The 26,054-nt window shown below is 70.9% G+C and carries 21 protein-coding genes; 13 read left to right on the top strand and 8 right to left on the bottom strand.

The genetic code is table 11. From position 1 onward, the window contains the following. Positions 1 to 5: 5 nt before the first annotated feature. The gene (locus tag ASC98_RS00765; RefSeq protein WP_235581124.1) at positions 6 to 1,850 is read right to left on the bottom strand and encodes an ABC transporter substrate-binding protein; all 1,845 of its coding nucleotides are present in this window, start codon (positions 1,848 to 1,850) and stop codon (positions 6 to 8) included. A 305-nt stretch (positions 1,851 to 2,155) separates the two neighbouring features. On the opposite strand from ASC98_RS00765, the gene ASC98_RS00760 reads away from it, so the two are divergent. From ASC98_RS00760 to ASC98_RS00750, 3 genes are read left to right on the top strand one after another with little or no spacing between them, the layout of a single operon-like run. Beyond that, positions 2,156 to 3,094 carry an ABC transporter permease gene (locus tag ASC98_RS00760; RefSeq protein ID WP_056803062.1) on the top strand — a complete coding sequence of 313 codons (939 nt, stop codon included), beginning with the start codon at positions 2,156 to 2,158 and terminating at the stop codon, positions 3,092 to 3,094. After that, positions 3,091 to 4,137 (top strand): ABC transporter permease, encoded by a 1,047-nt coding sequence (locus ASC98_RS00755; RefSeq protein WP_056803060.1) that lies wholly within the window; start codon positions 3,091 to 3,093, stop codon positions 4,135 to 4,137. Before ASC98_RS00760 ends, ASC98_RS00755 begins: the two co-directional genes overlap by 4 nt. Then, positions 4,134 to 5,867: an ABC transporter ATP-binding protein gene (locus ASC98_RS00750; RefSeq protein ID WP_056803057.1), complete on the top strand. Its 1,734-nt coding sequence runs from the start codon at positions 4,134 to 4,136 to the stop codon at positions 5,865 to 5,867. Before ASC98_RS00755 ends, ASC98_RS00750 begins: the two co-directional genes overlap by 4 nt. A gap of 47 nt (positions 5,868 to 5,914) precedes the next feature. Here ASC98_RS00750 and ASC98_RS00745 read toward each other — a convergent pair whose 3' ends face one another. From ASC98_RS00745 to ASC98_RS00735, 3 genes are all read right to left on the bottom strand, one after another. After that, positions 5,915 to 7,204 (bottom strand): type II toxin-antitoxin system HipA family toxin, encoded by a 1,290-nt coding sequence (locus ASC98_RS00745; protein WP_056803054.1) that lies wholly within the window; start codon positions 7,202 to 7,204, stop codon positions 5,915 to 5,917. Positions 7,205 to 7,243: 39 nt separating this feature from the next. After that, positions 7,244 to 7,540 carry a helix-turn-helix domain-containing protein gene (locus ASC98_RS00740; protein WP_056803050.1) on the bottom strand — a complete coding sequence of 99 codons (297 nt, stop codon included), beginning with the start codon at positions 7,538 to 7,540 and terminating at the stop codon, positions 7,244 to 7,246. A 131-nt stretch (positions 7,541 to 7,671) separates the two neighbouring features. Next, positions 7,672 to 9,513, bottom strand: coding sequence for a HAMP domain-containing sensor histidine kinase (locus tag ASC98_RS00735; protein WP_056803046.1), 1,842 nt, complete (start codon positions 9,511 to 9,513; stop codon positions 7,672 to 7,674). 127 nt (positions 9,514 to 9,640) lie between these two features. On the opposite strand from ASC98_RS00735, the gene ASC98_RS00730 reads away from it, so the two are divergent. From ASC98_RS00730 to ASC98_RS00705, 7 genes are all read left to right on the top strand, one after another. Then, entirely contained in the window at positions 9,641 to 10,243 is a 603-nt protein-coding gene (locus tag ASC98_RS00730) for a TetR/AcrR family transcriptional regulator (protein WP_056803044.1), read from the top strand. A 185-nt stretch (positions 10,244 to 10,428) separates the two neighbouring features. After that, positions 10,429 to 11,304, top strand: coding sequence for an alpha/beta fold hydrolase (locus ASC98_RS00725; RefSeq protein ID WP_056803041.1), 876 nt, complete (start codon positions 10,429 to 10,431; stop codon positions 11,302 to 11,304). Between the two features lie 275 nt (positions 11,305 to 11,579). Next, positions 11,580 to 11,816 (top strand): hypothetical protein, encoded by a 237-nt coding sequence (locus ASC98_RS00720; RefSeq protein WP_056803038.1) that lies wholly within the window; start codon positions 11,580 to 11,582, stop codon positions 11,814 to 11,816. 11 nt (positions 11,817 to 11,827) lie between these two features. Beyond that, the gene (locus ASC98_RS29970) at positions 11,828 to 12,004 is read left to right on the top strand and encodes a hypothetical protein (RefSeq protein WP_157597827.1); all 177 of its coding nucleotides are present in this window, start codon (positions 11,828 to 11,830) and stop codon (positions 12,002 to 12,004) included. Between the two features lie 233 nt (positions 12,005 to 12,237). Further along, positions 12,238 to 13,521, top strand: a complete 1,284-nt coding sequence (locus ASC98_RS00715; RefSeq protein WP_056803035.1) for a solute carrier family 23 protein — start codon at positions 12,238 to 12,240, stop codon at positions 13,519 to 13,521. 134 nt (positions 13,522 to 13,655) lie between these two features. After that, entirely contained in the window at positions 13,656 to 15,722 is a 2,067-nt protein-coding gene (locus tag ASC98_RS00710) for a GGDEF domain-containing protein (protein WP_056803032.1), read from the top strand. After that, entirely contained in the window at positions 15,719 to 17,821 is a 2,103-nt protein-coding gene (locus ASC98_RS00705) for a diguanylate cyclase (protein ID WP_157597826.1), read from the top strand. The genes ASC98_RS00710 and ASC98_RS00705 overlap by 4 nt, the downstream gene beginning before the upstream one ends. Here the strand turns inward: ASC98_RS00705 and ASC98_RS00700 are convergent. Further along, on the bottom strand, positions 17,814 to 20,348 hold the full coding sequence (locus tag ASC98_RS00700; protein ID WP_056803025.1) for a PAS domain S-box protein: 2,535 nt from the start codon (positions 20,346 to 20,348) through the stop codon (positions 17,814 to 17,816). The two genes, ASC98_RS00705 and ASC98_RS00700, sit on opposite strands and share 8 nt — an antisense overlap. A gap of 159 nt (positions 20,349 to 20,507) precedes the next feature. Here ASC98_RS00700 and ASC98_RS00695 point away from each other — a divergent pair, with 159 nt between their 5' ends. Beyond that, positions 20,508 to 21,509, top strand: a complete 1,002-nt coding sequence (locus ASC98_RS00695; RefSeq protein WP_056803022.1) for a tripartite tricarboxylate transporter substrate binding protein — start codon at positions 20,508 to 20,510, stop codon at positions 21,507 to 21,509. A 25-nt stretch (positions 21,510 to 21,534) separates the two neighbouring features. Then, positions 21,535 to 21,921, top strand: coding sequence for a GtrA family protein (locus ASC98_RS00690; RefSeq protein WP_056803018.1), 387 nt, complete (start codon positions 21,535 to 21,537; stop codon positions 21,919 to 21,921). Here the strand turns inward: ASC98_RS00690 and ASC98_RS00685 are convergent. From ASC98_RS00685 to ASC98_RS30965, 3 genes are read right to left on the bottom strand one after another with little or no spacing between them, the layout of a single operon-like run. Next, complete coding sequence (locus tag ASC98_RS00685; RefSeq protein ID WP_056803017.1) at positions 21,896 to 22,750, bottom strand: ChbG/HpnK family deacetylase; 855 nt, start codon at positions 22,748 to 22,750, stop codon at positions 21,896 to 21,898. The two genes, ASC98_RS00690 and ASC98_RS00685, sit on opposite strands and share 26 nt — an antisense overlap. After that, positions 22,747 to 23,724 (bottom strand): glycosyltransferase family 2 protein, encoded by a 978-nt coding sequence (locus tag ASC98_RS00680; protein WP_056804688.1) that lies wholly within the window; start codon positions 23,722 to 23,724, stop codon positions 22,747 to 22,749. Before ASC98_RS00680 ends, ASC98_RS00685 begins: the two co-directional genes overlap by 4 nt. Positions 23,725 to 23,771: 47 nt before the next feature. Further along, a complete protein-coding gene (locus ASC98_RS30965) occupies positions 23,772 to 24,158 on the bottom strand; it encodes a hypothetical protein (protein ID WP_056803014.1) in 387 nt (128 codons plus the stop codon). Between the two features lie 111 nt (positions 24,159 to 24,269). On the opposite strand from ASC98_RS30965, the gene ASC98_RS00670 reads away from it, so the two are divergent. Continuing rightward, on the top strand, positions 24,270 to 25,997 hold the full coding sequence (locus ASC98_RS00670) for a SulP family inorganic anion transporter (protein WP_056803011.1): 1,728 nt from the start codon (positions 24,270 to 24,272) through the stop codon (positions 25,995 to 25,997). Positions 25,998 to 26,054: the final 57 nt, after the last annotated feature.

Here is a 26,054-nt window from a genome sequence, read left to right as displayed (position 1 = left end):
GCAGGTCATGGCGAGGTGCGCGCGGCTTCGAGCGCGGTGTCGATGTCGAGGAATTTCCAGAACTCGCGGACGAACGGGTTGCGGCGGTAGCCGAGCACCCACGGCTGCATCAGGTCGGTGGCGATGCGGTGCGCGCTGATCTTGTACGGCGCGTACGCCACCATCAGCTTGCTCGCCTCGCGCAGCACCGCCTCGCGCTCCGGCCCGTCGGGCATGCGGCCCTGCTTCTCGAACAGCACGTTGAAGGCCGGCAGGTCGAAGCGCGAATGGTTGGCGCCGCCCTTGTTCGGGCCGTACGCGAGCGCGAGGAAGGTGTCGGCGTCCGGCGTCGTCGCGCTCCAGGCCACGCCCCACATCATCAGCTTGCCGGCGCGCGAGGCCTTCAGGTTCTCCGGCCACTTCGCGGTCCTGAACACCATGCGGATGTTGACCGCGCGCATGCTCTTGTCCCACAGCTCGACGAGTTGCCGGCTCAGCTGGTCGGGCTGCGTCGAGTATTCGATCACCAGCGGGCTGCCGTCGGGCAGGTCGCGCCAGCCGTCGCCGTCGCGGTCGACATACCCGTAGGTGTCGAGCAGCGCGCGCGCCCGGTCGGGGTCGTAGTCGCTCATCTCGGTCTTGACCGTCGGGTCGTAGCCGTACACCGCCGGCGCGATCGCGGTCTGCGCCGGCACCGCCTGGTTCTTGCGCGCCAGCTGCAGTTCGGCCGGCGTGTTGTAGGCCAGCGAGATCGCCCGCCGCAGTGCCACCTTCTCGGGCGTGTAGCCGCCGACCACCGGGTTCTCGTGGTTGAAGAAGCCGGCGATCACCGCGTCGACCAGCGGCGCCTGCTCCATCTGGATGCCGCGCTTGGCCAGGTTCGGCGCGAGCCGGTTGTGCGGGATCGCGATGCCGGAGAACTCGGCCGGCAGGCGGTCCAGGAAATCGTTCTGGCCGTTCAGGAAGCTCAGCCAGCGCGGCTGCGCCTCTTCGATGATCGAGATCTCGATGCGGTCGAGCATCGGGATGCGCTTGCCCTTCATCGCGCGTGCGATGGCCTGGGAGCGGGGATCGTCGGCCGGCGCTTCCTCGTCGTAGAACTGCTCGCGGTAGCCGGGATTGCGCTCCAGCACGATCAGCGAACTGCGGCGCCAGTCGGCCAGCCGGAACGGCCCGGTGCCGACCGGGTGCGCCATGATCTTGTCGCCGTAGAACTCGACCACTTCGCGCGCCACCGCGCCGAACGCGCCGGCGTCGGTCAGGATCTGCTGGTGGAAGCGCGGCGACGGCTCGGCCAGCTTGATCTGGAAGGTGTAGCGGTCGAGCGCGCGCAGGCCGTCGACCTCGCGGTCGTACGGGAACGGCTGCTTCGAAGCCAGCACCTGCCGGCGCAGTTCCGACAGGCCGAGCAGCTTCGCGTTCTCCAGCAGGTACAGGTTCGGGCTCTTCCACTGCGGGTCGTAGTGGCGCTTCAGCGTGTAGACATAGTCCTGCGCGACCAGCTCGCGGCGCTGGCCCTTGAAGGCCGGGTCGTCCTGGAAGTAAGTGCCGGGTTTCAGGCGGAACGTGAAGGTCTTGAAGTCGGCCGAGATCTCGGGCATCGCCGCCGCGGTGTTCGGCTTCATGCGGATCGGGCGCGCGAGGAAGTCGAAGGTCAGCGGCGTCTCGAAGATGCCGGCGGTGACGGTGCGCGAATAGAGGTCGCTGAGCTGCACCGGATCGAAGCCGGTTTCGGCGACCGGGAAGGCATAGCGCAGCACCTTCAGCGAGGCCGCAGGCTGCGCGGCAGGCGCCGGCCCGGCAAGCGCCGGCAGCGCGGCCGCCATCAGCGCGAGGAAGGCGAGCAGCCCGGCTGCACCGCGTCGGATCATGGTCACGAACTCCTGGTGGGAGGGCACGCTGCCGGCGCTCGTGGCGCGGCGGCATGCCGAAGGCGCGAAGTCTAGGGCCTGCCCGGGGCGCTCGGCCTCCGGGCTTGCCCCGGCCCGTGCGCGGGAACTTTCGGCATCGGCATGCAAGTTGCGTGCTCTCCGGGTTCCTGAGGGCAAACGCGGGGCAGGGGTCTTCTGGCCGGGCCTTAGACTCGCGCCTGCCCAGATTCCGGCAACCGCGCCTCCCGACCCGGGCCGGCGGGGGGTGCCGGTCCTCTTTCTCGACCCGAGACGCTCACGACGATATGGCGGCCTACCTGATACGGCGCCTGTGGCAAATGATCCCGACCTTGATCGGGGTGGTGCTGCTGGTGTTCTTCCTCTTCAAGTACGTCGGCGGCGACCCCGCCGAAATCCTCGGTGGCCTGAACGCCACCCCGCAGCAGGTGGACGCGATCCGCGAGCAGCTCGGGCTGAACAAGCCGGTGTGGCAGCAGCTGCTGATCTACTTCCGCAGCATCGTGACGCTGGACTGGGGCCACAGCTGGGCCACGCAGGAAGCCGTCAGCAACATCTTCGCGACCCGCGCGCCGGCCACGCTGACGGTGATGCTGCCGATCCTCGCGCTCGACACGCTGCTCGCGCTGCCGATCGCGATGTGGGTGGCTTACCGCCGCGGCTCGCTGGCCGATCGCAGCATCATGGTGATCTCGACCGTCGCGCTGTCGATCTCGTTCCTGGTCTACATCATCGTCGGCCAGTACGTGTTCGGCTTCCAGCTCGGCTGGTTCCCGGTGCAGGGCTGGAGCGACAGCACCTGGACCAACCTCGCGGTCTACGTGCCGCTGCCGGTGCTGCTGGCGCTGCTGGTGGGCCTGGCCCCGCAGACGCGGCTGTACCGCACCTTCTTCCTCGACGAGCTCGGCCACGACTACGTGCGCACCGCGCGTGCGAAGGGCATGACCGAGCGCACGGTGCTGTTCAAGCACGTGCTGCGCAACGCGATGATCCCGATCGTCACCAACATCGCGCTGGCGCTGCCGGGCGTGTTCGTCGGCTCGTTCCTGATCGAGGTGTTCTTCTCGATCCCGGGCCTCGGCCGCGAGATCATCCTCGCGGTGAACCGCAGCGACTACCCGGTGATCCAGGCGGTCACCGTCTACCTGGCGATGCTGACGATGCTGGTGAACCTGGGCGCGGACATCCTTTACAAGCTGATCGATCCGCGGGTGGTGCTCAAATGAGCGCGGTCATTTCTCCCGCAGGGATGCCGGCACGGCAATCGCTGGGCGTGTGGCAGGCCGCGTGGAAGCGGCTGAAGGCCGACCGTGTCGGCATGGTGGCGATGGTGGTGGTGGCGGCGTTCGCGCTGCTGGTGCTGCTGGGCTCGGTCGGGCTGCTGGCGCGCGGCTGGCAGAAGGAAGTGGGCGTGCCCAATGCACCGCCGACCTTCCTCGGCCCGGCGCCGGCCGCCGAGCAGAGCGCGATCCCGGTGCCGAAGGGCCCGAACATCGACCTGTCGGCGGTGGACCCGCTGGCGCCGCGCTACAAGGAGTGGGACGAGCGCGCCGCGAAGTTCAAGACCGAGGACAGCATCAAGCGCGAGACGCTGCCGTTCGGCGGCGACCGCATCGGACGCGACGTGCTGACCAAGGCGCTGAAGGGCACGCAGACCTCGGTGTTCGTCGGCCTGCTGGCGGCCATCGCGGCCAGCGTGATCGGCACGCTGCTCGGCGCGCTGGCCGGCTTCTTCGGCGGCAAGGTCGGCGATTTCCTCGAGTGGTTGTACAGCGTGTTCACGTCGATCCCGGACATCCTGCTGATCCTGTCGTTCGCGGTGCTCTTCGGGCGCGGCATCAGCAGCGTCGCGATCATCCTCGCGCTGGTCGGCTGGACCGGCATGTACCGCCAGGTGCGCGCCGAGTTCCTGAAGCATTCGGTGCGGGAGTACGTGCGCTCGGCCGAGGCGATCGGCGCGTCGGCGGCGTCGCGCATGTTCCGCCACATCCTGCCGAACATCAGCCACGTGATCCTGGTGCGCATGTCGCTGCTGGTGGTCGGCTTCATCAAGTTCGAGGTGATCCTGTCGTACCTCGGGCTGGGCGTCGGTGTCGACGACGTGTCGTGGGGCACGATGCTGGCCGAGGCGCAGAGCGAGCTGATCCTCGGCTACTGGTGGCAGCTGGCGGCGGCGACCGCGTTCATGGCGGTGTTCGTGACGGCGTTCTCGCTGTTTGCCGATGCGTTGCGCGATGCGCTGGATCCGAAGCTGCGGGGATTGGAATGAGCTTGTTGAGCATCAAGGACCTGCGCGTGTCGTTCCGCGTGGGCAATGACGGCGGCGTGGTGCAGCGCACGCAGGCCGTGGGCCGCGACATCGGTGGGCAGCCGGTCGGCGTCAGCTTCGACGTGCCGGAGAACACCACGGTGGCGCTGGTCGGCGAATCGGGCTCGGGCAAGAGCGTGACCGCGATGTCGATCCTGAACCTGCTGCCGAGCAATGCCGAGCGGCAGGGCGCGATCGCATTCCAGGGCCGCGACCTGCTGGCCGCGACGCTGCCCGAGCTGCAGGCGCTGCGCGGCAAGGACATCGCCTGCGTGTTCCAGGACCCGATGAGCTCGCTGAACCCGGTGTTCACCGTCGGGCAGCAGCTGGTGGAACCGCTGATGCGCCACCTGGGCATGACGCGCAAGCAGGCGCTGTCACGCGCCGAGGCGCTACTGGCCGAGGTGGGGCTGCCGGAGCCGAAGCGGCGGCTGGCGGCCTATCCGCACGAGCTGTCGGGCGGACAGCAGCAGCGCGTGATGATCGCGATGGCGCTGTCGTGCGAGCCGAAACTGTTGATCGCCGACGAGCCGACGACCGCGCTCGACGTGACGATCCAGCGCCAGATCCTGGAGCTGCTCGCGAAGCTGAAGACGCAGCACCGCATGAGCATGCTGTTCATCACGCACGACCTGGGCGTGGTCGGCGAGATTGCCGACCAGGTGGTCGTGATGCGCCAGGGCACGGTGCGCGAGCATGGCCCGGTGGCGCAGATCTTCAGTGCGCCGCACGACGCGTACACGAAGGCGCTGCTGGCCTGCCGGCCGACGCTTGCGCAACGCGGCGCGCGGCTGATGGTGATCGACGACCACATCGCCGGGCGCGAGGCCGCCGCGGCACCGGCACCGAAAGACGCGCTGGCACCGATCGTGATCGATGCGAGCGACCTGACGAAGAGCTTCTGGCTGCGCAGCGGCGTGTTCGGCCGCAAGGAGTTCCGCGCGGTGAAGGGCGCGAGCTTCACGCTGCGGCGCGGTCACACGCTGGGCGTGGTCGGCGAGTCGGGCTCGGGCAAGACCACGATGGGGCTGACGCTGCTGCGCCTGCACGAGGTGAACGGCGGGCCGGTCGGCGGCAAGGTGATGTTCGACGGCCAGGACCTGCTGGCGCTGAGCCGGCGCGAGCTGCTGCCGATGCGCCGACGCATCCAGGTGGTGTTCCAGAACCCATATGCATCGCTGAACCCGCGCTTCACGATCGGGCAGACGCTGACCGAGCCGATGGCGATCCACGGCATCGGCGGCGACACCGCGGCGCGCGAGCAGCGGGCGCGCGCGCTGCTGACGAAGGTGGGGCTGGACGACAGCGCGATGCACAAGTACCCACACGAGTTCTCGGGCGGCCAGCGCCAGCGGGTCGCGATCGCGCGCTGCCTGACGCTGGACCCGGAGGTGCTGGTGCTCGACGAGGCGGTCAGCGCGCTCGACGTGTCGGTGCAGGCGCAGGTGCTGAACCTGCTGAAGGACCTGCAAGACGAACTGGGGCTGGCCTACATCTTCATCAGCCACGACCTGGCGGTGGTGCGCTTCATGGCGGACGAGGTGCTGGTGATGAAGGACGGCGAGGTCGTCGAGCAGGCGAGCGTCGCGCAGATATTGGAGCAGCCGCAGCAGGAGTACACGAAGCGGTTGCTGGGGGCGATTCCGCGGGGGTATCGCCACGAAGCGGCTGGACGCGAGAGGGCGTCATAGCGCGAGTGTCGTCACGCCGGCGGCCGACGTCCTGAAGAACCGATGGCCTAGAGGTCTTCCGGGTGCTCGAAGGCCGGCGCGAAGCTCGCGATGTCTGCGGCGCCCATTCCGAGCTCGCGCGCCAGGCCTCGCCAGCCGGCCACCGCCTCCTGCACCTGGGCAAGAATGGTCCGTGCAGATTGAGCGCTCAGGTTGAACTGCCCTGCCACACGCAGTGCCTCGGAGAGTGAAGACGCGTCTCCCGAGTCCTGCGAGATCCAGGTCTTGAGGGCGCGGGCCTTGTCCGGGAACGGGTTGACGTCGAACGCCGGCGCCAGGCGCCACTGCCCATGGGCAGCGTGCAGGAACCCGTGGTTGTTGAGGTGGTCATCGACGTTGTTGACGAGGATGTTGAAGATCATGCGCCGCCACAGCTCCTCGAGGTCCGAGGCGGCGTCCGCGCCGTGCTCCCGGATGGATTCGGCGATGTCGGTGTAGGCGTACTGCTGCGAGCTGCTGGCCTGCATCAGCGAACGCGCAGACAGGTACATGAGCCGCTTTCCGTCCACCCGGTCGAAACGGCGAACCACGGCAACCGCCATTCCATGAACGTCGACGACGCGGGCCGTGGCCGTGTTGATGCCGGCGGCGCGTGCCAAGGTCAGTGCAAGCACCTCGCCGTGGACCACCGAGCGCGTGTCGGTGACGCTGGCGAACTTGCCGATGGCCAGGGATCCGTCATCTTCCAGAATGGAGCACTTCGGACGCAGACCGCCGAGAGAGGTGCCATGGCCGCGCAGGAACGCGAGGTCTCGCGCAGTTTCCTGGTTCAGCTCGACAGCTCGGGTTGCACCGATGAGGTCCGGCAAGGCAATGAGGGCGGGCGTGTCGTGCGACGTACTCTTGCGCTGGAACTCGCCCGCCGGATCTCGCAGGCGCAGTGCGCCCATGCGGCCGAAGTCCGAGACCCAGTTCAGGTAGTCGAAATCGGTCATGACGGCGGGCACGGTCGGCTTGACGTGGGCGAGCTTTCGCTGGTTGGCATGGTCGCGCTTGATCACCATGCGGCCCCAGCCGTCGGGCTCGATGTCGCTGATGCAACCGAAGAAGACGGGCGCTCCGGCCTCTTTCGGGGAACGGAACTGCGGGCCGATGACCAGTGGCAAATCCGGCGACAGGGGGAAGGCGTCGGAACGACCGAGCCAGCTTGTTGCGTACTCGAACCGGGTGGAGCGGCGCGCGCCGCTTGTCTCGAAGCTGAGTTCGCCCACTTCGATGCCGGACTGGCCCAGGCACAGGGTCGCACTCTGTCGGGTCGTGAGCTTCGCTGCCGGCTTGTGGTTCGTTCTCGTTGTCATGATGGGCGGTGGTTGCGTGCTGCTCGGCCCGGGAGATGCTCATACGGCGCCGGGTTTGCGCGGTAGCCGGACGCGCTCAGGCAGGCGTTCCTGGTCCAGCAGCAAGCCGGTGTCATCCTTCGTGACGTCCAGCAGTTCGTCGAAAGGGGTCCCGCGGCCCAGTGCGAACAGCACCATTGCAATGGCGCTGGCGGAGGTGCCAGGCGCGCCGTGCACCATGCGGTTGTAAAGCGCCCGGGAGATTCCCGCGCGCGCGCACAGTGCCTCGACCGTGAGGCGGCGCTTCTTGCGGGCAATCTCGACGTCGCTGCCGAATTTCTGCAGCGAGCGAAGCACTCGCGAGGGTAGACCGGCGTCAGCGGCTATTGTCATAATGAAATGAATGCGTGCCGTAAACCAGGATAGTGTAACTTAAACGATTCGCTAAGTTCAGCCAACGCAAGCGCTGATTTTGCGCCCATCAGACCTCACCGTTCCTCCAGCACCGCCTGCCGCCGCTTCACCCGCGCCAGCGGCAAGCTCACCCGCACCCGCGTGCCGCGGCCGACTTCGCTCTCGAGGCTCATCGTCGCGCCCATGCGCTGCAGCAGCTGCCGCGTGATCACCAGGCCCAGCCCGCTGCCCGGCACCGGCGTGTTCTCCGCGCCCAATCGGTTGAACGGCTGGTAGAGCTGCGCGAGCTTGCCGGCATCGATGCCGATGCCGGTGTCGTGCACCGTCACCACTGCCAGCGCGCCGTCCTGCGCGCAATGCACCCAGGCCCGGCCGCCGGCGCGGTTGTACTTGACCGCGTTCGACAGCAGGTTCGAGAACACCTGCTCCAGCCGACGCGGATCGGCGTGCACCGACAGCGCCTGCACGCCGTCGACCGCCAACGTGACACCCATCGACAGCGCGAGCGGCTCCACCTGCCGCAGGCTCGCGCCCAGCACCGGCGCGAGCGGAATGTCGCGGCTCGACAGCGCCAGCGCGCCGTCCTCGATGCTCGTCAGGTCGAGCAGCTCGTTGATCAGCTCCAGCAGGTGCTGGCCGCTGTCGAGCACGTGTTGCAGCCGCGCGGCCTGCCCGCTCGTCAGCGGCTCGCGGCCATCGGTCTGCAGCAGCTGCGCGAAGCCCAGCACCGCGTTCAGCGGCGTGCGCAGCTCATGGCTCACGCGCGACAGGAACTGCGTCTTGGCCTGGTTCGCGCGCTCCGCGGCCTGCTTGTCCAGGCGCAGCTGCTCGGCCTCCACGTCATCGCTGACGTCCCACAGCAGGCCGACCACGCGCCGGCCGCTGCCTTGCTCGCGGCGCCGCGCATTCATCTCGAGGTGACGCACGCCGCCATCGGGCAACAGCACGCGGTAGCGCAACGCGACCAGCTCGTCGGCCTGCGCCGCCCGTGCCAGCACGGCGCGCAATGCGGGCACATCCTCGGGGTCGATCCGTTCGCCCGACAGCTGTGCACCGTCGCGCGGGCCCGACGCGTCATCGAGCCCGTGGTGCGCCGCCGCACGCGCATCGAGCTGCACCTGGTCGTGGTCGATATCCCAGTCGAAGACGCCGATGTGCGCGCCCTCGGCAGCCGTCGCGAGCCGCTCGTTGCTCTCGCGCAGCGCCTGCTCGGCGCGCCGCTGGGCCTGGTGCATGCGCATCGTCAGCCACACGCCGACACCGGCCAGCAAAGCGCCGAGCACCAGCGTCGCGGTGGTCACCAGCCGGCGCGTGATGCGCGACGCCTCGCCCAGCGAGTCCGAGAAGCGCATCCCCAGTTCGGTCAGCCGCTCGCTCAGCGGCGGGATCCGCCCGACCAGCAGGCGCAGCGCCGGCGAGCCGGTGTCGCCGGACTGGATGCGGGCATGCAGGTTGCGCCCCAGCGCGCTCAGCTCGTCGATCTGCGCATCGCCTTCGACCCAGGTGCGGATCGCGTCCGCCATGAAGCCGACGTGGCGGAAGCGGCGGTACAGGCGGGCCATCGCGTCGATGTCGTCCGGATGGTTGCCGCCCTGCAGGAAGCCCCGACGCACCACCGCCATGTCGGGCACCGGCTTGTCGAGTTCGAGCCGCGCGAGCCGGTCGCCCTGCGACACCGCGAGCGCCGCCAGGTGGCGCTGGTAGTCGGCCTCGGCATGCGATTCGGTGTAGCGGAACAGGTGGTAGATCGCGTCCTTCTGGCCCTTCGACCAGTGGCTCTCGCCGCCGACATAGGCGCGGGCGGCCGACAGCGTGTCGGCGCTGAAGGCGCTCAGTCCCGCCAGCACCGCGACCACGACCAGCCACAGGCCCACCACCAGCCAGCGAATGCGCGATCCGTCATCGGGCCGGGCCATCGATCGATTCCTCTCCCTCGGTCGGTGCCTCATCGCCTCCGCGTGCACCGCCACACGGTGTACCACGGCCTCGCAACACCTGTCGACGGGGACTTGACACTTCGCACGACCGTGCTAAATTTGCCGGATGGAAACCAAGACGGAGCGCAGCGGGCTGACCCTCGCCGCCATCCTCGACACCGCGCTCGGCATGGCCGCCTCCGACGGGCTCGACAGCCTGACGATCGGCGAGGTCGCGAAGCGCCTCGGGCTGTCGAAGAGCGGCGTGTTCTCGCGCGTCGGTTCGCGCGAGGCGCTGCAGATCGCGGTGATCGACGAATACGACCGCCGCTTCCTGCAGGACGTCTTCGTGCCGGCGATGCGCGAGCCGCGCGGCCTGCCGCGGCTCAACGCGATCATGCGGCTGTGGCTGCAGCGCGCCCGCGATGTCGAGATCCGCACCGGCTGCCTCTACTGCGCCGGCGCCTTCGAGTTCGACGACCGCCAGGGCCCGCTGCGCGACCTGCTGCTCGACCACGTGATGCGCTGGCGCAGTGCGCTCAAGCGCACCGTGATCCAGGCCATCGACGCCCACCACCTGCGCGCCGACACCGACGCTGACCAGCTCGTCTTCGAGATGGACGGGCTGTTCGTCGCGCTGATGCGCGAAGCCCGCTTCCTGCGCGATCCGCGCGCCGCCGACCGCTGCTGGTCGGCCTACGAACGAATCATCCGATCCCTCCAGCCCTGACATGACCACCACCGTTCCCGCTTCTCGTCGACACATTTCGCACGTGCGTGCGAAATCAAGGAGATTGCCATGCTGATGCTTGCCCTGTCCGCCCTGGTCGTCGCCGTGCTGCTGCGCGGCGCGCTGTCGTTGTGGCGCGTGGTCGCCGCGGTGCCGCGCAGCAACGCCGATTTCGGCTGCTTCTGATGAGCACGCCCAACCCAGCCATCGCCTTCTACGCTGCCAGCCGCAGCGCCCGCTGGCTCGGCGGCGCGCTGCGCGGCCTGCAGTCGCTGTCGCCCGGGCTCGGCACACGGCTCGCGCTGCGGCTGTTCTTCACGCCGCTGCCGTTGAAGCTCGTGGCGCGGCGGCGTGCCGTGCCGGCCGGCTGGCAGCTGTCGCACTGGCCGTTCGAGCACGGCACGATGGCGGTCTATCGCCGGGCCGACCTGCCCGACGGACGGCCCACCGTGCTGCTGGTGCACGGCTGGGCCGGCGACGCCTTGCAGATGCAGCCGCTCGGCGACGCGCTGGCGGCGGCCGGCTTCGCGCCGGTGCTGCTGGATTTCCCGGCGCACGGCCGCAGCGCCGCCTGGCGTTCGACGCTGCCGCAGTTCGCACGCGCGTTGTGGACGGCGTCGGCGCGGCTCGGCCCGCTGCACGCCGTGGTCGGGCATTCGCTCGGCGCGCTGGCGGCCAGCCACGCCGCCGCCAGCGGCCTGCCGGTGAAACGGCTGGCGCTGGTCGCGCCATCGCCGCCGCCGGGGCTCTTCCTGGACTGGTTCAGCGGCAGCTTCGGCCTGGGCGCCGGTCTGGCCGGGCGCATGCGCGCCGCGATCGAGCGCCGCGAGGGCGTGCCGTTGCAGCAGTTCGAGCCGGCCTGGCTGGGCGCGCGGCTGGCCCAGCCGACGCTGCTGTTGCACGACGAGGGCGACCGCGTCGCGCCACTGGCCGGCAGCCAGGCGCTGCAGCAAGCGCTGCCCGACGCCCGGCTGGCGACGACCCGCGGCCTGGGCCATCGACGGGTGCTGTCGGATGCCGAAAGCATTGCGGCCGTCGTCGAGCACGTGCGTGCCAAATAGATGAGTGGTGCGCCCGGCGCGCCGAGCGGTATCCGACCCCTTGCATCAAGTGCAGCGGATGGACGAATCCGGTCAAGTCTGTAACGGCGACCTTACCGTCTGGCCCAAATTCGGCCGGCGCCGTGCCGACCTCACGGCATTTTTCGTCCACGAAGGGCTGGCGCCCCGGCAAACCGGGCTGGCATGGAAGCTGCGCTTGAGTGCGCACAGACTGCCAGTCCGGTGACTCTCCCGCTACACGCCGGCAGCAGCTCCAACACAAGGACGTCGTTGCCATGTCGCTGTTCCATCGTCGTACCCCTTCATCCCGCCGGGCCCGCCCGGCGACCCCGAGCTGCCGCGGCGGCGCTTCCTCGCTGCTGCGCCTGGCGCAGCCCGCGGCCGGACAGGGCGGCGGCAGCGTGCGGCACTGGCTGGCGCGCGCCGCCAACGTGCTGTCGCCGGCTGCGGCCGAGATGGTCACCGTGCGCCCGAGCGAGTTCGCCCCCAGCCAGTGGCTGGTCGGTCACTGAAGGGGCTGGCCATGGCACCGCGCACCGAACACCTGATGGTCCGCCCGACGACGACGCCGAGCGTGACGCGCATCACACCGCAGGCCGGCAACAGCACCGACCGCTCGTTCAAGGTCCTGCAGTCCAGAAGCGCTCCGGCGCAGCTGTCGTTGTTTCCGCCGCCCGGCAGCGTCCGCGCCGCGCGTTGATTTCTCGACGTATGTGACGTCCAAGGGGGAACGGGCAAGCCGGGGTGGATGAGAGCGAGCCCCCGGCACCTGTCCCGTTTCCCCTCTTTTTTTCACATCCGTCCGTTCCCCACCGCCACCCGGGCGGCGCCGACCATCGGTGCCGGCCCGGGTGACTCGTTTCTGCCGCGCTCCTACACTGCGTCGCGCACCGCCCCGGGTGCGACCGATCAGAAGAACACAGGAGCCAAGCGATGTCCCTACCCACCTGGCGCGTTCGAAGCGCCCAACCCGGCGTGGTCGTCGCGCCCGACGAGCGGCTGCCGTGGCCGCAGACCTTCGCGATGGGCGTGCAGCACGTGATCGCGATGTTCGGCGCCACCGTGCTGGCGCCGCTGCTGATGGGGTTCGACCCGAACGTGGCGATCCTGATGAGCGGCATCGGCACGCTGATCTTCTTCGTGGTCGTCGGCGGCAAGGTGCCGAGCTACCTGGGCTCGAGCTTCGCGTTCATCGGCGTCGTGATCGCCGCCAGCGGCTACGGCGGCCACGGGCCGAATGCCAACCTGGGCGCGGCGCTCGGCGGCATCGTCGCCTGCGGCGCCGTGGTGCTGCTGATCGGGCTGGCGGTGACGGCCGCCGGCACCGCTTGGATCGAATCGCTGATGCCGCCGGTCGTCACCGGCGCGGTGGTCGCGGTGATCGGCCTGAACCTCGCCGGCGTGCCGATCAAGAACATGGCGCCGACGCCGTTCGACGCCTGGATGCAGGCCGTCACCTTCCTCAGCGTCGGCCTGGTCGCGGTGTACACGCGCGGCATGACGCAGCGCCTGCTGATCCTGGTCGGCCTGCTGGTCGCGAGCGTCGTCTACGCGCTGCTGGCCAACGGCCTCGGGCTGGGCAAGCCGCTCGACCTGTCGGGCGTCGCCGCGGCCGCCTGGTTCGGCCTGCCCGGCTTCGCGGCGCCGGTGTTCCGGGCCGACGCGATGCTGCTGATCGCGCCGGTCGCGGTGATCCTGGCGGCCGAGAACCTCGGCCACCTGAAGGCGGTCGGCGCGATGACCGGCAAGCCGCTCGACGCGCTGATGGGCCGCGCCTTCATCGGCGACGGCCTCGCGACGATGGTCAGCGGCGCGAGCGGCGGCACCGGCGTGACCACCTATGCCGAGAACATCGGCGTGATGGCGGCCACCAAGATCTATTCGACCGCGATGTTCGTGGTGGCCGCGCTGATCGCGATCGTGCTCGGCTTCAGCCCGAAGTTCGGCGCGCTGATCCAGGCGATCCCGCTGGCGGTGATGGGCGGCGTCAGCATCGTCGTGTTCGGGCTGATCGCGGTGGCCGGCGCCAAGATCTGGGTCGACAACCGGGTCGACTTCGGCGACAACACCAACCTGATCGTCGCCGCGGTCACGCTGATCCTCGGCACCGGCGACTACACGCTGAAGTTCGGCGGCCTCACGCTCGGCGGCATCGGCACCGCCACGTTCGGTGCGATCGCGCTGCACGCGTTGCTGCGGCGCCGGCCCGGCCGCTGAGCGGCAGCGCCCTCCGATGCACCCGGCAATGCTGCACGGCCGGCCGGCGTGAGATGCTGCCGCGTGCGGCCGGTGCCTCAGGTCCGCCACTTGCTGGTCGATATCCACCGATGCGTCCGACTTCGCGTGTTCCCGTGGCCTCCCCGCTGCGCCTCAGCTGCCTGCGCCTGAGCTGCGTGCTGCTGGCGGCGCTCGCGTGGGGCGGCGTGGGCGCCGCGCCGGCCGCGGGAGCGGCCTCCGCCGCATCGGCGGCCCCTGCATCGACGTCCGCCTCCGACATCGCGCTGGCCGCCGAACTGGCCGATGTCGAATCGACCGGCCGCGCCAACCCATCCGACAGCGCGGCCGCGCTGCGCACCCGCGTCGGCCAGCTCGCGATCGGCAGCGCCGGCTGGGTCGATGCACTGACGCTGCAGGGCCTGCTCCACACCGAGGCGTCGGAGTTCGAGGCCGCCACCGACTGCGCGCGCCGGCTGCAGGAGCAGTCGACGTCCGGCACCGACGCCGCCGCGCGCCTGATCCTGGCCAGCATGGCGCTGAAGAGCGGCAATGCGCACGAGGCCGACAAGCTGCTGAACGCGGCGGCGGCCGAGTTGCCGGCGGCGACGCCGGCCACCAGCCGGCTGCGCTTCCTGGCCGCGCATGCGAAGGCCCGGCAGCGCGCCGGCAAGCTCGACGACGCGGTGCGGCTGCACCTGCAGGAAATCGACCTCGCCGACCAGCTCGGCATCGCCTGGCGCCGGGCCGAGGCGCGCACGCGCGCCGCCTATTCGCTCTACAAGGCGCAGCAGCAGGAGCGCGCACGCAGCATCAACGCCGAAGCCCTGGCGATCGCGACGGCGGCCGGCGACAAGATCTCGCTGGCCCGGGTGCACAACATCCAGGGCATCCTGCTCGACGGGCCGGCCGAGGTCGCGGCCGAGCTGCATTCGATGCAGTCGGCGATCAACTACGCGCACGAGGCCGGTGCCAAGCTCGACGAGGCGCTGCTGCTGGCCAACATGTCGGACTTCTTCCTGCAGCGCGGCGACTACCGCACCGCGCTGCGCCGCGCGCAGGAGGCGCTGCCGCTGACGCGCGAGGTGCGCGACACCAGCAGCGAGATCATCGCGCTGTGGAACATGGGCCTGGCCCACATCGGGCTGGGCGAGGTGGCCGAAGGCAAGCGGCACGTCGGGCTCGCGCTGTCGATGGCCGAGCACCGCGGCGACGCGCCGCTGGTGTCCGACGTGCTGCTGGAGTTCGGCACCGCGCTCGAGAAGGCCGGCGACGCGGCCGGCGCGGTGCAGGCGCTGCACCGGCACCGCTCGATCGCCGACAAGCTGGTGCAGCGCGACCAGCAGAAGGCCATCCTCGAGCTGCAGGAGCAGTTCGACAGCGACCGCCGCACCCGCGCGCTCGCGCTGCTGAACAGCGACAACGCGATCAAGGGCTCGCAGCTGCAACGCCGCGACCTGCAGCAGCGGCTGTGGTGGCTGCTGGCGGCGACCTTCGTGCTGTCGTTCGCGGTGGTGCTGCTGATGATGCGCCGCGTGCGCCGCACCAACCAGGCCCTCGCGCACAGCAACGCGCAGCTGAAGGTGCAGAGCGAGCGCGATCCGCTCACCGGGCTGGCGAACCGGCGCTATTTCCAGGCGGCGATGAAGCAGATGTCGGTCGACGGCCAGCTGGCCGGCACGGTGTACCTGCTCGACATCGACCACTTCAAGCGCATCAACGACGAGCACGGCCATGCGGCCGGCGATGCGGTGCTGGTCGCGATGGCGCAGCGGCTGGCCGATGCGCTGCGCGAGCCCGACCTGGTGGTGCGCTGGGGGGGCGAGGAGTTCCTGGTGGTGGTGCAGTCGCTGTCGCGCGAGCAGGTCGACGCGCTGGCCCAGCGGCTGCTCGACGCGGTCGCCCAGGCGCCGGTCGCGTGGCAGGGCCGCGAGATCGCGGTGACCGGCTCGATCGGCTATGCGAGTTTCCCGATCGAGCCGACCGGGCTGGCGGTCGCGTGGGAACCGGCGATCAACCTGGTCGACACCGCCCTCTACCTGGCGAAGGCGCACGGCCGCAACCGGGCCTACGGCGTCGGGCTGATGCATGCGCAGACGGTGCAGGGGCTGCAGGCGATCGCCGCGTCGCTGGAGTCCGCCTGGCGCGACGGCCAGGTCACGCTGACGCTGCTGCGCGGGCCGGTGCGCGAGGGCCGCGCATGAGGGCGTTGCCGGAGCTTCGACGGGCCCGGGCCCTGCGCAGGGCGAGCGGATGGGTGCTGCTGCTCGCGGCAGCCTGCGCCGGCCCGGCCGCTGCCGGCGTCATCGAGCAATCGGACCACCTGGTGCGCCAGGGCTACGACCGCCCGGAGCCGGCGCTGCAGGCGCTGCTGCAGCTGCAGCGCGAACAGGAGGCGCTGACGCCGCGGCCGGCGCAGACGGTACGCCGGCTGCAGCTCGCGCGCGCGATCGTGCTGGCGCAGAACGGCCGCGTCGCCGAAGCCGGCATGCTGGCCGAAGAGTTGCGCACCGGCACGGCAGGCAGCGAACCCGACGAGGCCGACGGCACCGCGCGGGCGAACCTGGTGCGCGCGCTGGTCGCCGAGAACGACGGCCAGCTCGACGTGGCGGCCGCGCTGGCGCAGGCCGCGGTGCCGGTGCTGCAGCAAGGCTGCCCGGGGCCGGACGGCGCGCCGTCGACGACCTCGGCCGATTGCGACTACCGCGCCGCGTGGCGCGCGCTGCAGGTGATCGAGCGCCATGCGCAAAGCCGCGCGCTGTGGGCCGAGGGCGCCCGCCACCTGCGCGTCGCCGCGCAACTGGCCGAGGCGCAGCACGACGGCTACCGCCAGGCGCTGGTGCTGGGCCTGCTGGCGCTCGACACCGCGCGCCAGGGCGACATGCCCGGCGCGATGCGCACGCTGCAACAGGCACAGCGCGTCGCGGCCCCGCTCGACGAACCGGACGTCCAGGTGCGGTTGCGGCTGCATGAAGCCCGGCTGGCCGACATGCGCGGCGAGCACCAGCAGTCGCTGCGGCTGGCCGAAGACGCCTTGCCGATCGCCCGCAAGGCCGACTCGCCGCGCCTCGAATCGCTGGTGAACGCCAACCTCAGCGACCTGTACGCGCGGCAGAACCGCCCGGCCGACGCGCTGCGCGCCGCCGAGGCCGCGCTGCCGGTGGTGCGCCGCCACGGCGACCAGCGCGCCGAGCGGGTGCTGATCAACAACGCCGGTCTCGCGAAGATCGGCCTCGGCCGCATCGCCGAAGGCAAGCTCGACCTGGCCCGGCTGGCCGAGCTGTGGCAGCGCAGCGGGGCGCCGGGCAGCGAAGCGCAGTCGCTGCGCGAGTTCGGCGAGGCGCTGGCCGCGGCCGGCGATGCGCGCGGCGCGCTGGAGCTGTTCCACCGCGAACGCAAGCTCAGCGCCGAGGTGATGAAGGCCAACCGCGCCGCGGCGCTGAAGGACGTGCAGCAGCGCTACGACACCGAGAGCAAGCAGCGCGAGATCGAGCTGGTGAGCCGCGACAACGCGCTGAAGACCGCCGCGCTCGCGAACCGCGAGCTGCAGCAGCGGGTGTGGGCGCTGATGGCGGCGGTGATGGCGCTGTCGGTCGGCGTCGCGGCGCTGCTGTACCTGCGGGTGCGCGAGATCAACCGTCGGCTGCAGGCGAGCCACGCCAACCTGCGGCTGCAGAGCGAGCGCGATCCGCTGACCGGGCTGTCCAACCGCCGCCAGTTCCAGGCCGCGATGGCGCGCGGCGGCGAGCGGGGCGTCGAGGGCGCGCTGCTGCTGGTCGACATCGACCACTTCAAGCATGTGAACGACGGCCATGGGCATTCGGTGGGCGATGCGGTGCTGGTCGAGGTCGCGCGGCGGCTGGCCGGCTGCGTGCGCGAGAACGACCTGGTGGTGCGCTGGGGCGGCGAGGAATTCCTGATCCTCGCGCCCGCGGTGAGCGCCGAGCAGGCCGAGCAGCTGGCCGCGCGCGTGCTGGAGCAGATCGGCCGCGAGCCGATCGACAGCGGCACCGGCGGCGGCAGCGAAGACGTGTTGCGCGTCACCGCATCGATCGGCTATGCACGTTTCCCGCTGCCGCCCGACGACCTGCCGGTGCCATGGGAGCAGGCGGTCAACCTGGCCGACATGGCGCTCTACACCGCGAAGGGCCAGGGCCGCAACCGCGCGATCGGCGTGATCGGCGCGCAGCTGCGCTCGGCCGACGAACTGAAGGCGATCGAGAACGACTTCGACAGCGCCTGGCGCGACGGCCGCGTGCGCCTGCACGAGCAGCCGGGCCCGCAGCCCGACCTGTTCAGCTGACGCCGCCGCGCGCGGCGGCCGACTGCTGCTCGTCCAGGCAGCGCAGCAACTGCGCCACGTTGACCGGCTTCGTCAGGTAGCCGATGAAGCCGGCCGCGCGCGCCGCCTCGGCCTGTTCCGGCGTCGCATCGGCGGACAACGCGATGCGCGGGCAGGCGAGCGCCGCATCGAGCTGGCGCGACACCTCGACGCCGCTCATGTCGCCCAGGTGCATGTCGAGCAGCAGCAGGTCGGGCCGGTGCTGCAGCCCCATCTCGACCGCCTGGCGCCCGTTGGCGGCCACCAGCAGCCGGCACTCGGGCCGCATCTTCATCACCTGGCGCACCAGTTCGACGTTCATCGGGTTGTCTTCGGCATACAGCACCGTGTACGGCGCGGACGGGGTGGCGGCGTCGACCGGGTCGGCCGGCATGAAGCCGGGCCCGGCGCTGCCGTCCACCGTGGCCACCGGCACCCACGGCAGGCTCGCGGTGAAGACGCTGCCGACGCCGGGCTCGCTCTCGACCGACAGCCGGCCGTTCATCAGCTGCACCAGGCGCTGCGTGATCACCAGGCCGATGCCGGTGCCCTCGACCCCGCTGCGCTCGGCGCCGAGCCGGTTGAACGGCTCGAACAGGTGCGCCGCCTGCGCGGGGGTGAGTCCCACGCCGGTGTCGCGCACCTGCAGGTGCACCAGCCCGACGCCTTCGTCGGCCGGCCAGCGCAGCACCACCTGGCCACCGCGGCGGTTGTACTTGATCGCGTTGCTCAGCAGGTTGACCAGCACCTGGCGCAGCCGCAGGTGGTCGGCCAGCACGCAGGTGCGCGGGTCGGCCGAATGGGGCGCGGCGCGGTCGATCAGCAGCTGCACGCCGGCCTCGGCCGCGGCCGGCGCGACCATCGCGAGCGCCTCGTCGACGACCCGGCGCAGCACCACGCTGCCCGACAGCAGCGCGACGCCGCCGCTCTCGATGCGCGACAGGTCGAGCACGTCGTTGATCATCGCGAGCAGGTGCGTTCCGGCCTGCGTGATGTGCCGCACCCGCGCCTGCTGCGCGGCATTCAGCGGCTGCTGGGTGTCGAGCTCGAGCAGCTGCGCGAAGCCGAGCACCGCGTTCAGCGGCGTGCGCAGCTCGTGGCTCATGCGCGACAGGAACTCGGTCTTCGCCGCGTTCGCGCGCTGCGCCGATTCGGCCGCGAGCACCGCCTCCTCGACGCGCTTGCGCTCGGTGATGTCGATCATCAGCCCGCGCAGCAGCCGGTGGCCGCCCTCGGGGCGGAACACCGTGACCCAGCTGCTCATCCAGCGCACGCTGCGGTCGGCCGCGTAGAAGCGGTACTCGATCGCGCTGACCGAGCCGGTGAGCTGCGAGTCGGCCACCTCGCGCAGCGCGCGGTCGCGGTCATCGGGGTGCAGGTGCAGCGCCCAGAAGCGCGGCTGCATCCAGTCGGCCAGCGGGTAGCCCAGCAGCTGCTTGGCCTTGTCGCTGACGAAGGTGAAGCTCTCGGTGCGCGGGTCGCCCTCCCAGAAGATGCCGTCGACCGAGTTCAGCAGGTCGACGAAGCGCTGCCGGCTCGAGCGCAGCTCGGCCTCGGCCTGCTTGCGATCGGTGATGTCCTGCACCACGCCGATCAGGTAGTCGGGGTGGCCATCGGGCTTGCGCACCAGCGTGACGTTGATGGTGGCCCAGACCACGCGGCCATCGGCATGCAGGTAGCGCTTGTCGGCGCGGTAGCGCGGGATCTCGCCGGCCAGCAGCTGGCGGCGGCGGCGGCGCTCGCCGGCCAGGTCCTCGGGGTGCGTGACGTCTTCGGTGCTGAGCGCGAGCAGCTCGGCGCGGCTGCGCCCGAGCATGTCGCACAGCTGCTGGTTCAGGAACAGCGGGAAGCCGTCGAGCCCGATCTGCACGATGCCGGCGCCGGCCATCTCGAGCACCGCGCGCAGCTGGGTCTCGCTGGCGCGCAACGCGTTCTCGGCCTCGCGCCGCTCGCGGTCGTTGCAGACCGCGCCGAGGATCGCGCCGACGCTGGTGAACAGCGGCTGCAGCCGCTCGACCAGCGCCTGGTCGAAGCCGCCCGGCCGGTTCGCGAGGCCGACCATGCCGAGCATCTCGCCGCCGTGGAACAGCGGCACGCCGAGGAAGGAGCGCATCGCCGGGTGGCCGGGCGGCAGGCCGCCGCGCCGCGGGTCGGCGTCAGGGTCGTTGCTGATGACCGGCGCGCCGCTGAGGATCGCGGCCCCGAACAGCGTGCCCATGTTGTGGAACTCGATCGTGTGCTCCGGGCCGCCGTGCATGTGGCGCTGGTACAGCGCGCGCGTCGCGTCGTCCCACGAGATGTCGGTCAGCACGTAGAAGCGCAGGTAGGGCGCGCCGTCGCCGTCGTGCAGCACCTCGGCGATGAAGCCGTATTCGCAAGCGGTGCTCTCGAGCAGGTCGGTCAGCAGCGGCGACAGCATCTCGCGCGGCGGCGCGGCGCGGATGTAGCGGGACTGGACGCGGGCAATGATCGCGCCGAGGTCGTCGGCAGGCGGGAACGGAGGGGGCACGGTCGTCGGTTCCGGTGGGCACGAGAGCGTGCTGGCGCTGGTGGACGCAGCCGGATCGTGGCACAGCGCCCGGGTGGTGAGAAGTAGGGCGAGCGCGGGTACGGGGCGGCGCGGTGCTGCGACACACTCGGTGCAATGTTCGAGAACATCGGAGTTCCCATGACCTGTCTGACACGCCGCCAGGTGCTGACCGCGACGGCCGCCGCCGTCACCGCGAGCCTGGCGTCGCCGCTGCGCGCCCAGGGCGCCTGGCCGACCAAGCCGGTGCGCATCGTGGTGCCGTTCGCGCCGGGCGGCACCACCGACATCCTGGCGCGCGCGCTCGCGCCCGAGCTGAGCCGGGCGTTCGGCCAGCAGTTCATCGTCGACAACAAGCCGGGGGCCGGCGGCAACGTCGGGGCCGAGCAGGTGGCGAAGTCCGCGCCGGACGGCTACACGCTGCTGATGGGCACGGTCGGCACGCACGGCATCAACCAGTCGCTGTACCCGAAGCTGCCGTTCGACCCGATCAAGGATTTCGCGCCGGTCACGCTGGTGGCCGGCGTGCCGAACGTGCTGGTGATGAACCCGGCGAAGGCCGAGGCCGAGAAGATCAACAGCGTGGCCGACCTGATCCGCTATGCAAAGGCGCATCCGGGCAAGCTGAACATGGCCTCCAGCGGCAACGGCACGTCGATCCACCTGAGCGGCGAGCTGTTCAAGAGCATGACCGGCACCTTCATGCTGCACTTCCCGTACCGCGGCTCCGGGCCGGCGCTGCTCGACCTGATCGGCGGCACGATGGACCTGATGTTCGACAACCTGCCGTCGGCGATGCCGCAGATCAAGGCCGGCAAGCTGAAGGCGCTGGCCGTCACCAGCGCGCAGCGCAGCGCGGCCTTGCCTGACGTGCCGACGGTCGCCGAGGCCGGGCCGGTGAAGGGCTTCGACGCGAGCTCGTGGTTCGGGCTGCTGGCGCCGGCCGGCACGCCGGCGGAGATCGTCAACCGGCTGCAGCAGGAGAGCGCGAAGGCGCTGGGCACGCCGGTGCTGAAGGAGCGGCTGCTGGCGCAGGGCGCGATCCCGAGCGGCATGCCGCCGGCGGAGTTCGCGGCGTACATCGCGGCGGAGACGAAGAAGTGGGCGCAGGTCGTGAAGGTGTCGGGAGCCAAGGTGGACTGAGGTCGGTGCGGTCTAATGCGCGGCCATGGCCGCCTCGCTGACCGATCTGTTCGCCCGCTTCTTGCGCTACGGCCTCGTGGGCGTGCTCGCGACGGCGGCGCACTACGCGCTGCTGGCCGCGCTGGTGGAGTGGGCACAGGTGCCGGCGTGGATCGCGTCCGGCCTCGGTGCGGCGCTCGGCGCGCAGGTCGCGTTCTTCGGCAACCGGCGCTTCACGTTCGATCACCGCGGCGCGCTCGGGCCGGCCTGGCTCAAGTTCCAGGGCACCGCGCTGATCGGCGCGCTGGTCGGGATGGCGATCGTCGCGGGCGGCGTCGCGCTCGGGTGGCATTACCTGCTCGCGCAGATCGTCGCCACGCTGACGGGGCTGGTGCTGACCTTCCTGATCAACCGGCGCTGGACCTTCTCGTGACGCCACGCTGCCAGACCCGCCCCAGCTTGACGTTCGCCGCCGCCAGGTCGTCGGCGAACGCCCCGCTCTCCAGGTAGGCCAGCTCGCGCTGCCGCGCCGCGGCGATCGCATCGCCTGCCGATTGCGCGTCGATCTCGCCCGGGTGGCAGAACACCAGCCCGCCCGACTCGGGCAGCGCGCGCAGCCAGCGCTGCATCCACCCGCGGTAGTCGGGGTCGACGAAGTCGTAGACACCGAGCAGCGCCGGGTTGTGCAGCCAGCCGCGGCGCAGCAGCTCGCGGTGCAGCCAGCGCCCGCCGGTGCCGGCGATCAGCTGTCGCTTGATGCCGAAGCCCGGCCCGGGCAGCACGCCGGTGTCGCGCACGGCCGGTGCCGGCAGCAATTGCTCGATGCCCTGCACCACCACGTCGCGCACCTGCGGCAGGTGGTGCACATGCTGGTGGCCGTCGATGGTCTGCGGCACGCGGCCGGTCGCGTCGGTGAAGGCCGCCACCTGGGCCTGCCATTCGGCACGCAGCGCATCGACCGGCAACCGGCGCAGGTGCGCCTGCGCAATCAGCGTCGACAGCGCCGGCAGCACCGGCCACACGCGCGCCAGCTCGGTGCTCAGCGGCAGGCCTTCGGTCAGGTTGAAGTGCAGGCCGATCTCGACGCTGTCGGGCACATCGGCCAGCAGCGGCGCGCTGGCCCGCCAGGCATCGCCCGTCGTGATGCACGACACCACGGTCAGCCGCTGCGCATGCGCCAGCCGCGCGATGCCGCGCGAGACCGACGGCCACAGCCCGAAGTCGTCGGCACACAGGCCGAGCGTGCGCGGCACGCCGGTCATCGGGCGTCGGGCTCCGCCAGCCCCTGGCCGGCTTCGCTCGCCACCAGGTAGATCGGGCGGCGCTTGACCTCGTCGAAGATGCGGCCGACGTACTCGCCGAGGATGCCGATCGACAGCAGCTGCACGCCGCTGAAGAACATCAGGCTGCACACCAGCGTCGCCCAGCCCGGCACGTCGTGGCCGTAGATGAAGTGCTGCCCGATGACGAACAGCCCGAAGCCCATGCCACCGAACGCGATCAACGCGCCGAGCGCGCTCCACAGCCGCAGCGGCACGTTCGAGAATGCGGTGACGCCGGTCAGCGCGAGCCGCACCAGGCTGCGCATCGAGAAGCTGCTGGTGCCGGCATGCCGCTCGGCCGGCGTGTAGTCGATGATCTCGGTGCGAAAACCGACCCAGGCGTACAGCCCCTTCATGAAGCGGTTGCGCTCGGGCAGCGACTTCAGCGCATCGACCACCCGTCGGTCCATCAGCCGGAAATCGCCGGCATCCACCGGGATGTGCACCGAATGCTTCGTGTTGACGAGCCGGTAGAACGCCCAGGTGCCCAGGCGCTTGGCCCAGGTCTCGTCGGCCCGCGACGCGCGCGCCGCGCAGACCATGTCGGCCCCGCCCACCCAGGCCTGCACCATGCGGTCGATCAGGTCGACCGGGTGCTGCAGGTCGGAATCCATCAGCACCACCACCTCGCCGCGCGCGAGGTCGATGCCCGCGGTCAGCGCCTGTTCCTTGCCGAAGTTGCGCGACAGCCGCACGTAGCGCACGCCGGGCGTCGTCAGGAAGGGGGCGACCGCCAGCGCGGTGCCGTCGGTGCTGCCGTCGTCGACGACGATGACCTCCCAGCGGTCGGTCAGCCCGGCCAGGTGCGCGCTCAATTGCGGCAGCAGCACCGGCAGGTTGGCGGCCTCGTTGTAGGCCGGCATCACGCAGCTGATGGCGGGGCGGGGCGGTCGCGTGGAAACTGTGGAGCGCATGGACGGGCTGTTCACCGGAAACAGCCCGCGACTTTACGCCGGGAAACTCAGCGTTGGCTTGGGCCCGGAACAGCAGACGCGAGTTCGGGGTAGTGCGCGAGCAAGGCCTGCAGCTGCGAACGCGCCTCGTCGGCCGTCGGCGGCAGCGGCACCTGGCCTTGCTTGATGCGCTCGATCCGGCGGCTCATCTCCTGCAACTGCGCCAGCGCATGGCGGGCCTCGTCGTCGAGGACGTCGGACGGCAGCTGCCGGGCCAGCCCGAGCACCAGGTCGCTGAGCACGCCGATCTGCTTGCCGTACGACGCCACCTCGCGCAGCACACGCAGCTCGGTCTCGTCGTTGCCGGCGCGGGCGAGCAGCGACGGGTGGATGTCCTGCACCACCGAGCCGCTGAACGGCCAGTTGAACTGCGGGTTGAAGTTGAGCCACCACATGGTCGTCGCCTCCCTGGCCGCCTGCGGCAGCCTTGCGCGGCCAGTGTTGGGCCGGCAGCGGTCGAAGGCAATCCGCTGCCTTGGGGATGGCACTCGACGGACAATCGGCCGATGCAGTTCACTCCCTGGCGCCGCGACTGGCGTGCCGACCTCCGCGACCAGCTCCGCCGCTACCGCCGCGAGGCCCTGCGCGACGACCTGGTGGCCGCCTTCGTCATCAGCGTGCTGCTGATCCCCCAGAGCCTGGCCTATGCGCTGCTCGCCGGGCTGCCGGCGCAGGTCGGGCTGTATGCCAGCCTGCTGCCGCTGGTGGCCTATGCGGCGCTCGGTTCCAGCCCGGTGCTGGGCGTCGGCCCGGCCGCGGTGCTGGCGCTGATGATCGCGCAGGCCATCGGCCAGGCGCCGCCCGGCGTCGGGGCCCCGGCCGTCGCGCTGGTGCTGGCGGCCGAGGTCGGCCTGCTGCTGGTGCTGGCCGCCTGGCTGCGCCTCGACGCGCTGGCCGCGCTGCTCAGCGTGCCGGTGCTGCACGGCTTCGAGACCGGCGCGACGCTGTCGATCGCGCTCAGCCAGCTGCCGGTGCTGCTCGGCTCGTCGGCCCGCGGTGCCGACGCGGTGCAGGTGCTGCACAGCTGGTGGCAGGCGGTGCGGCCGTGGGCGCCGCTGACGGCGGCCTACGGCGTCGGCGCCGTCGCGCTGCTGTGGTTCACCCGACGCCATGCGCAGCCGTGGCTGGCGGCGCGGTTCGGCCGGCCGCGCGCGGTGCTGGTCGGCCGGCTGGTGCCGCTGGCGGTGCTGCTCGGCGCGATGGCGATCGCGATGCTGACGCAGGCCGACCGGCACGGCGTGACGCTGGTCGGCGCGCTGCCGACGCTGTCGCCGACGCTCGCGCTGCCGCTGCTCGACGCCGCGCTGTGGTGGGGGCTGCTGCCGCAGGCGCTGCTGATCGCGCTGGTCACCTATGTCAGCAGCCTGGTGGTCGCCGAATCGCTGGCGCGCCGGCTCGGCCAGCGCGTCGCGCCGCGGCGCGAGCTGGCGGGGCTCGGCGCGGCCAACCTGGCGGCGGCGCTTTCGGGCGGCATGCCGGTCAGCGCGAGCTTCTCGCGCAGCATCGTCAGCCTGGAAGCCGGCAGCCGCACGCGCATGGCGGGGGTGTTCACCGCGATCCTGATGGTGCTGGCGATGCTGCTGCTGGCACAGCCGCTCGCGTGGCTGCCGACGCCGGTGCTGGCCGCGACGATCCTGGTGGCGGTGCTGTCGGGCCTCGCACTCGGGCCGTTCCGCGAGGCCTGGCACTACGCGCGCAGCGAATGGGCGGTGATGGTCACGGTGGCGCTGCTGATGCTGCTGTTCGGGGCCGGGTGGTCGCTCGGCGTGGGGGTCGCGGCGTCGATCGCATTGCTGCTGCAGCGCACCGCGCGGCCGCACGTGGCGCTGATCGGCCGCGTGCCGGGCACCGAGCACTACCGCAACATCGACCGCTACCAGGTCGAGCTGACGCCCGGCGTGCTCGCGCTGCGCATCGACGAGAGCCTGCTGTTCACCAACGCCCGCCAGCTGGAGGACGTGGTCGCGCAGCACCTGGCGACGCACCCGGACACGCGGCGCGTGCTGCTGCAGATGGCGCCGGTGAACCGCATCGACCTGAGCGGGCTGGAGGCGCTGCGCGCGCTGCAGGACATGCTGGCCGCACGCGGCATGCGGCTGGACCTGTCGGAGGTGAAGGGGCCGGTGATGGACGGGCTGCGGGCGGGTGGGTGGCCGCAGTGGTTCAAGGGGGAGGTGTTCCTGAGCGTGCACCAGGGGGTGATGGCAGGAGCCGTCAACGCCGCGCCGGCATAAATTTTCTCGTTTCTGGAAATTAGAATTTCGTCGCGTTACCCAGCAGAGCTGATCGTG

Origin of the sequence: Rhizobacter sp. Root1238 (genome assembly GCF_001425825.1) — a bacterium.
In the GTDB taxonomy this organism is placed as follows: Bacteria; Pseudomonadota; Gammaproteobacteria; order Burkholderiales; family Burkholderiaceae_C; genus Rhizobacter.
This window is presented reverse-complemented; position numbering and strand designations above follow the sequence as displayed.

Bases quoted from the DNA above. Each gene is read 5' to 3' on its own strand.
- ASC98_RS00765 (WP_235581124.1), bottom strand. From the start codon at position 1,850: ATGATCCGACGCGGTGCAGCCGGGCTGCTCGCCTTCCTCGCGCTGATG.
- ASC98_RS00760 (WP_056803062.1), top strand. From the start codon at position 2,156: ATGGCGGCCTACCTGATACGGCGCCTGTGGCAAATGATCCCGACCTTG.
- ASC98_RS00755 (WP_056803060.1), top strand. From the start codon at position 3,091: ATGAGCGCGGTCATTTCTCCCGCAGGGATGCCGGCACGGCAATCGCTG.
- ASC98_RS00750 (WP_056803057.1), top strand. From the start codon at position 4,134: ATGAGCTTGTTGAGCATCAAGGACCTGCGCGTGTCGTTCCGCGTGGGC.
- ASC98_RS00745 (WP_056803054.1), bottom strand. From the start codon at position 7,204: ATGACAACGAGAACGAACCACAAGCCGGCAGCGAAGCTCACGACCCGA.
- ASC98_RS00735 (WP_056803046.1), bottom strand. From the start codon at position 9,513: ATGGCCCGGCCCGATGACGGATCGCGCATTCGCTGGCTGGTGGTGGGC.
- ASC98_RS00730 (WP_056803044.1), top strand. From the start codon at position 9,641: ATGGAAACCAAGACGGAGCGCAGCGGGCTGACCCTCGCCGCCATCCTC.
- ASC98_RS00725 (WP_056803041.1), top strand. From the start codon at position 10,429: ATGAGCACGCCCAACCCAGCCATCGCCTTCTACGCTGCCAGCCGCAGC.
- ASC98_RS00720 (WP_056803038.1), top strand. From the start codon at position 11,580: ATGTCGCTGTTCCATCGTCGTACCCCTTCATCCCGCCGGGCCCGCCCG.
- ASC98_RS29970 (WP_157597827.1), top strand. From the start codon at position 11,828: ATGGCACCGCGCACCGAACACCTGATGGTCCGCCCGACGACGACGCCG.
- ASC98_RS00715 (WP_056803035.1), top strand. From the start codon at position 12,238: ATGTCCCTACCCACCTGGCGCGTTCGAAGCGCCCAACCCGGCGTGGTC.
- ASC98_RS00705 (WP_157597826.1), top strand. From the start codon at position 15,719: ATGAGGGCGTTGCCGGAGCTTCGACGGGCCCGGGCCCTGCGCAGGGCG.
- ASC98_RS00695 (WP_056803022.1), top strand. From the start codon at position 20,508: ATGACCTGTCTGACACGCCGCCAGGTGCTGACCGCGACGGCCGCCGCC.
- ASC98_RS00690 (WP_056803018.1), top strand. From the start codon at position 21,535: ATGGCCGCCTCGCTGACCGATCTGTTCGCCCGCTTCTTGCGCTACGGC.
- ASC98_RS00685 (WP_056803017.1), bottom strand. From the start codon at position 22,750: ATGACCGGCGTGCCGCGCACGCTCGGCCTGTGTGCCGACGACTTCGGG.
- ASC98_RS00680 (WP_056804688.1), bottom strand. From the start codon at position 23,724: ATGCGCTCCACAGTTTCCACGCGACCGCCCCGCCCCGCCATCAGCTGC.
- ASC98_RS30965 (WP_056803014.1), bottom strand. From the start codon at position 24,158: ATGTGGTGGCTCAACTTCAACCCGCAGTTCAACTGGCCGTTCAGCGGC.
- ASC98_RS00670 (WP_056803011.1), top strand. From the start codon at position 24,270: ATGCAGTTCACTCCCTGGCGCCGCGACTGGCGTGCCGACCTCCGCGAC.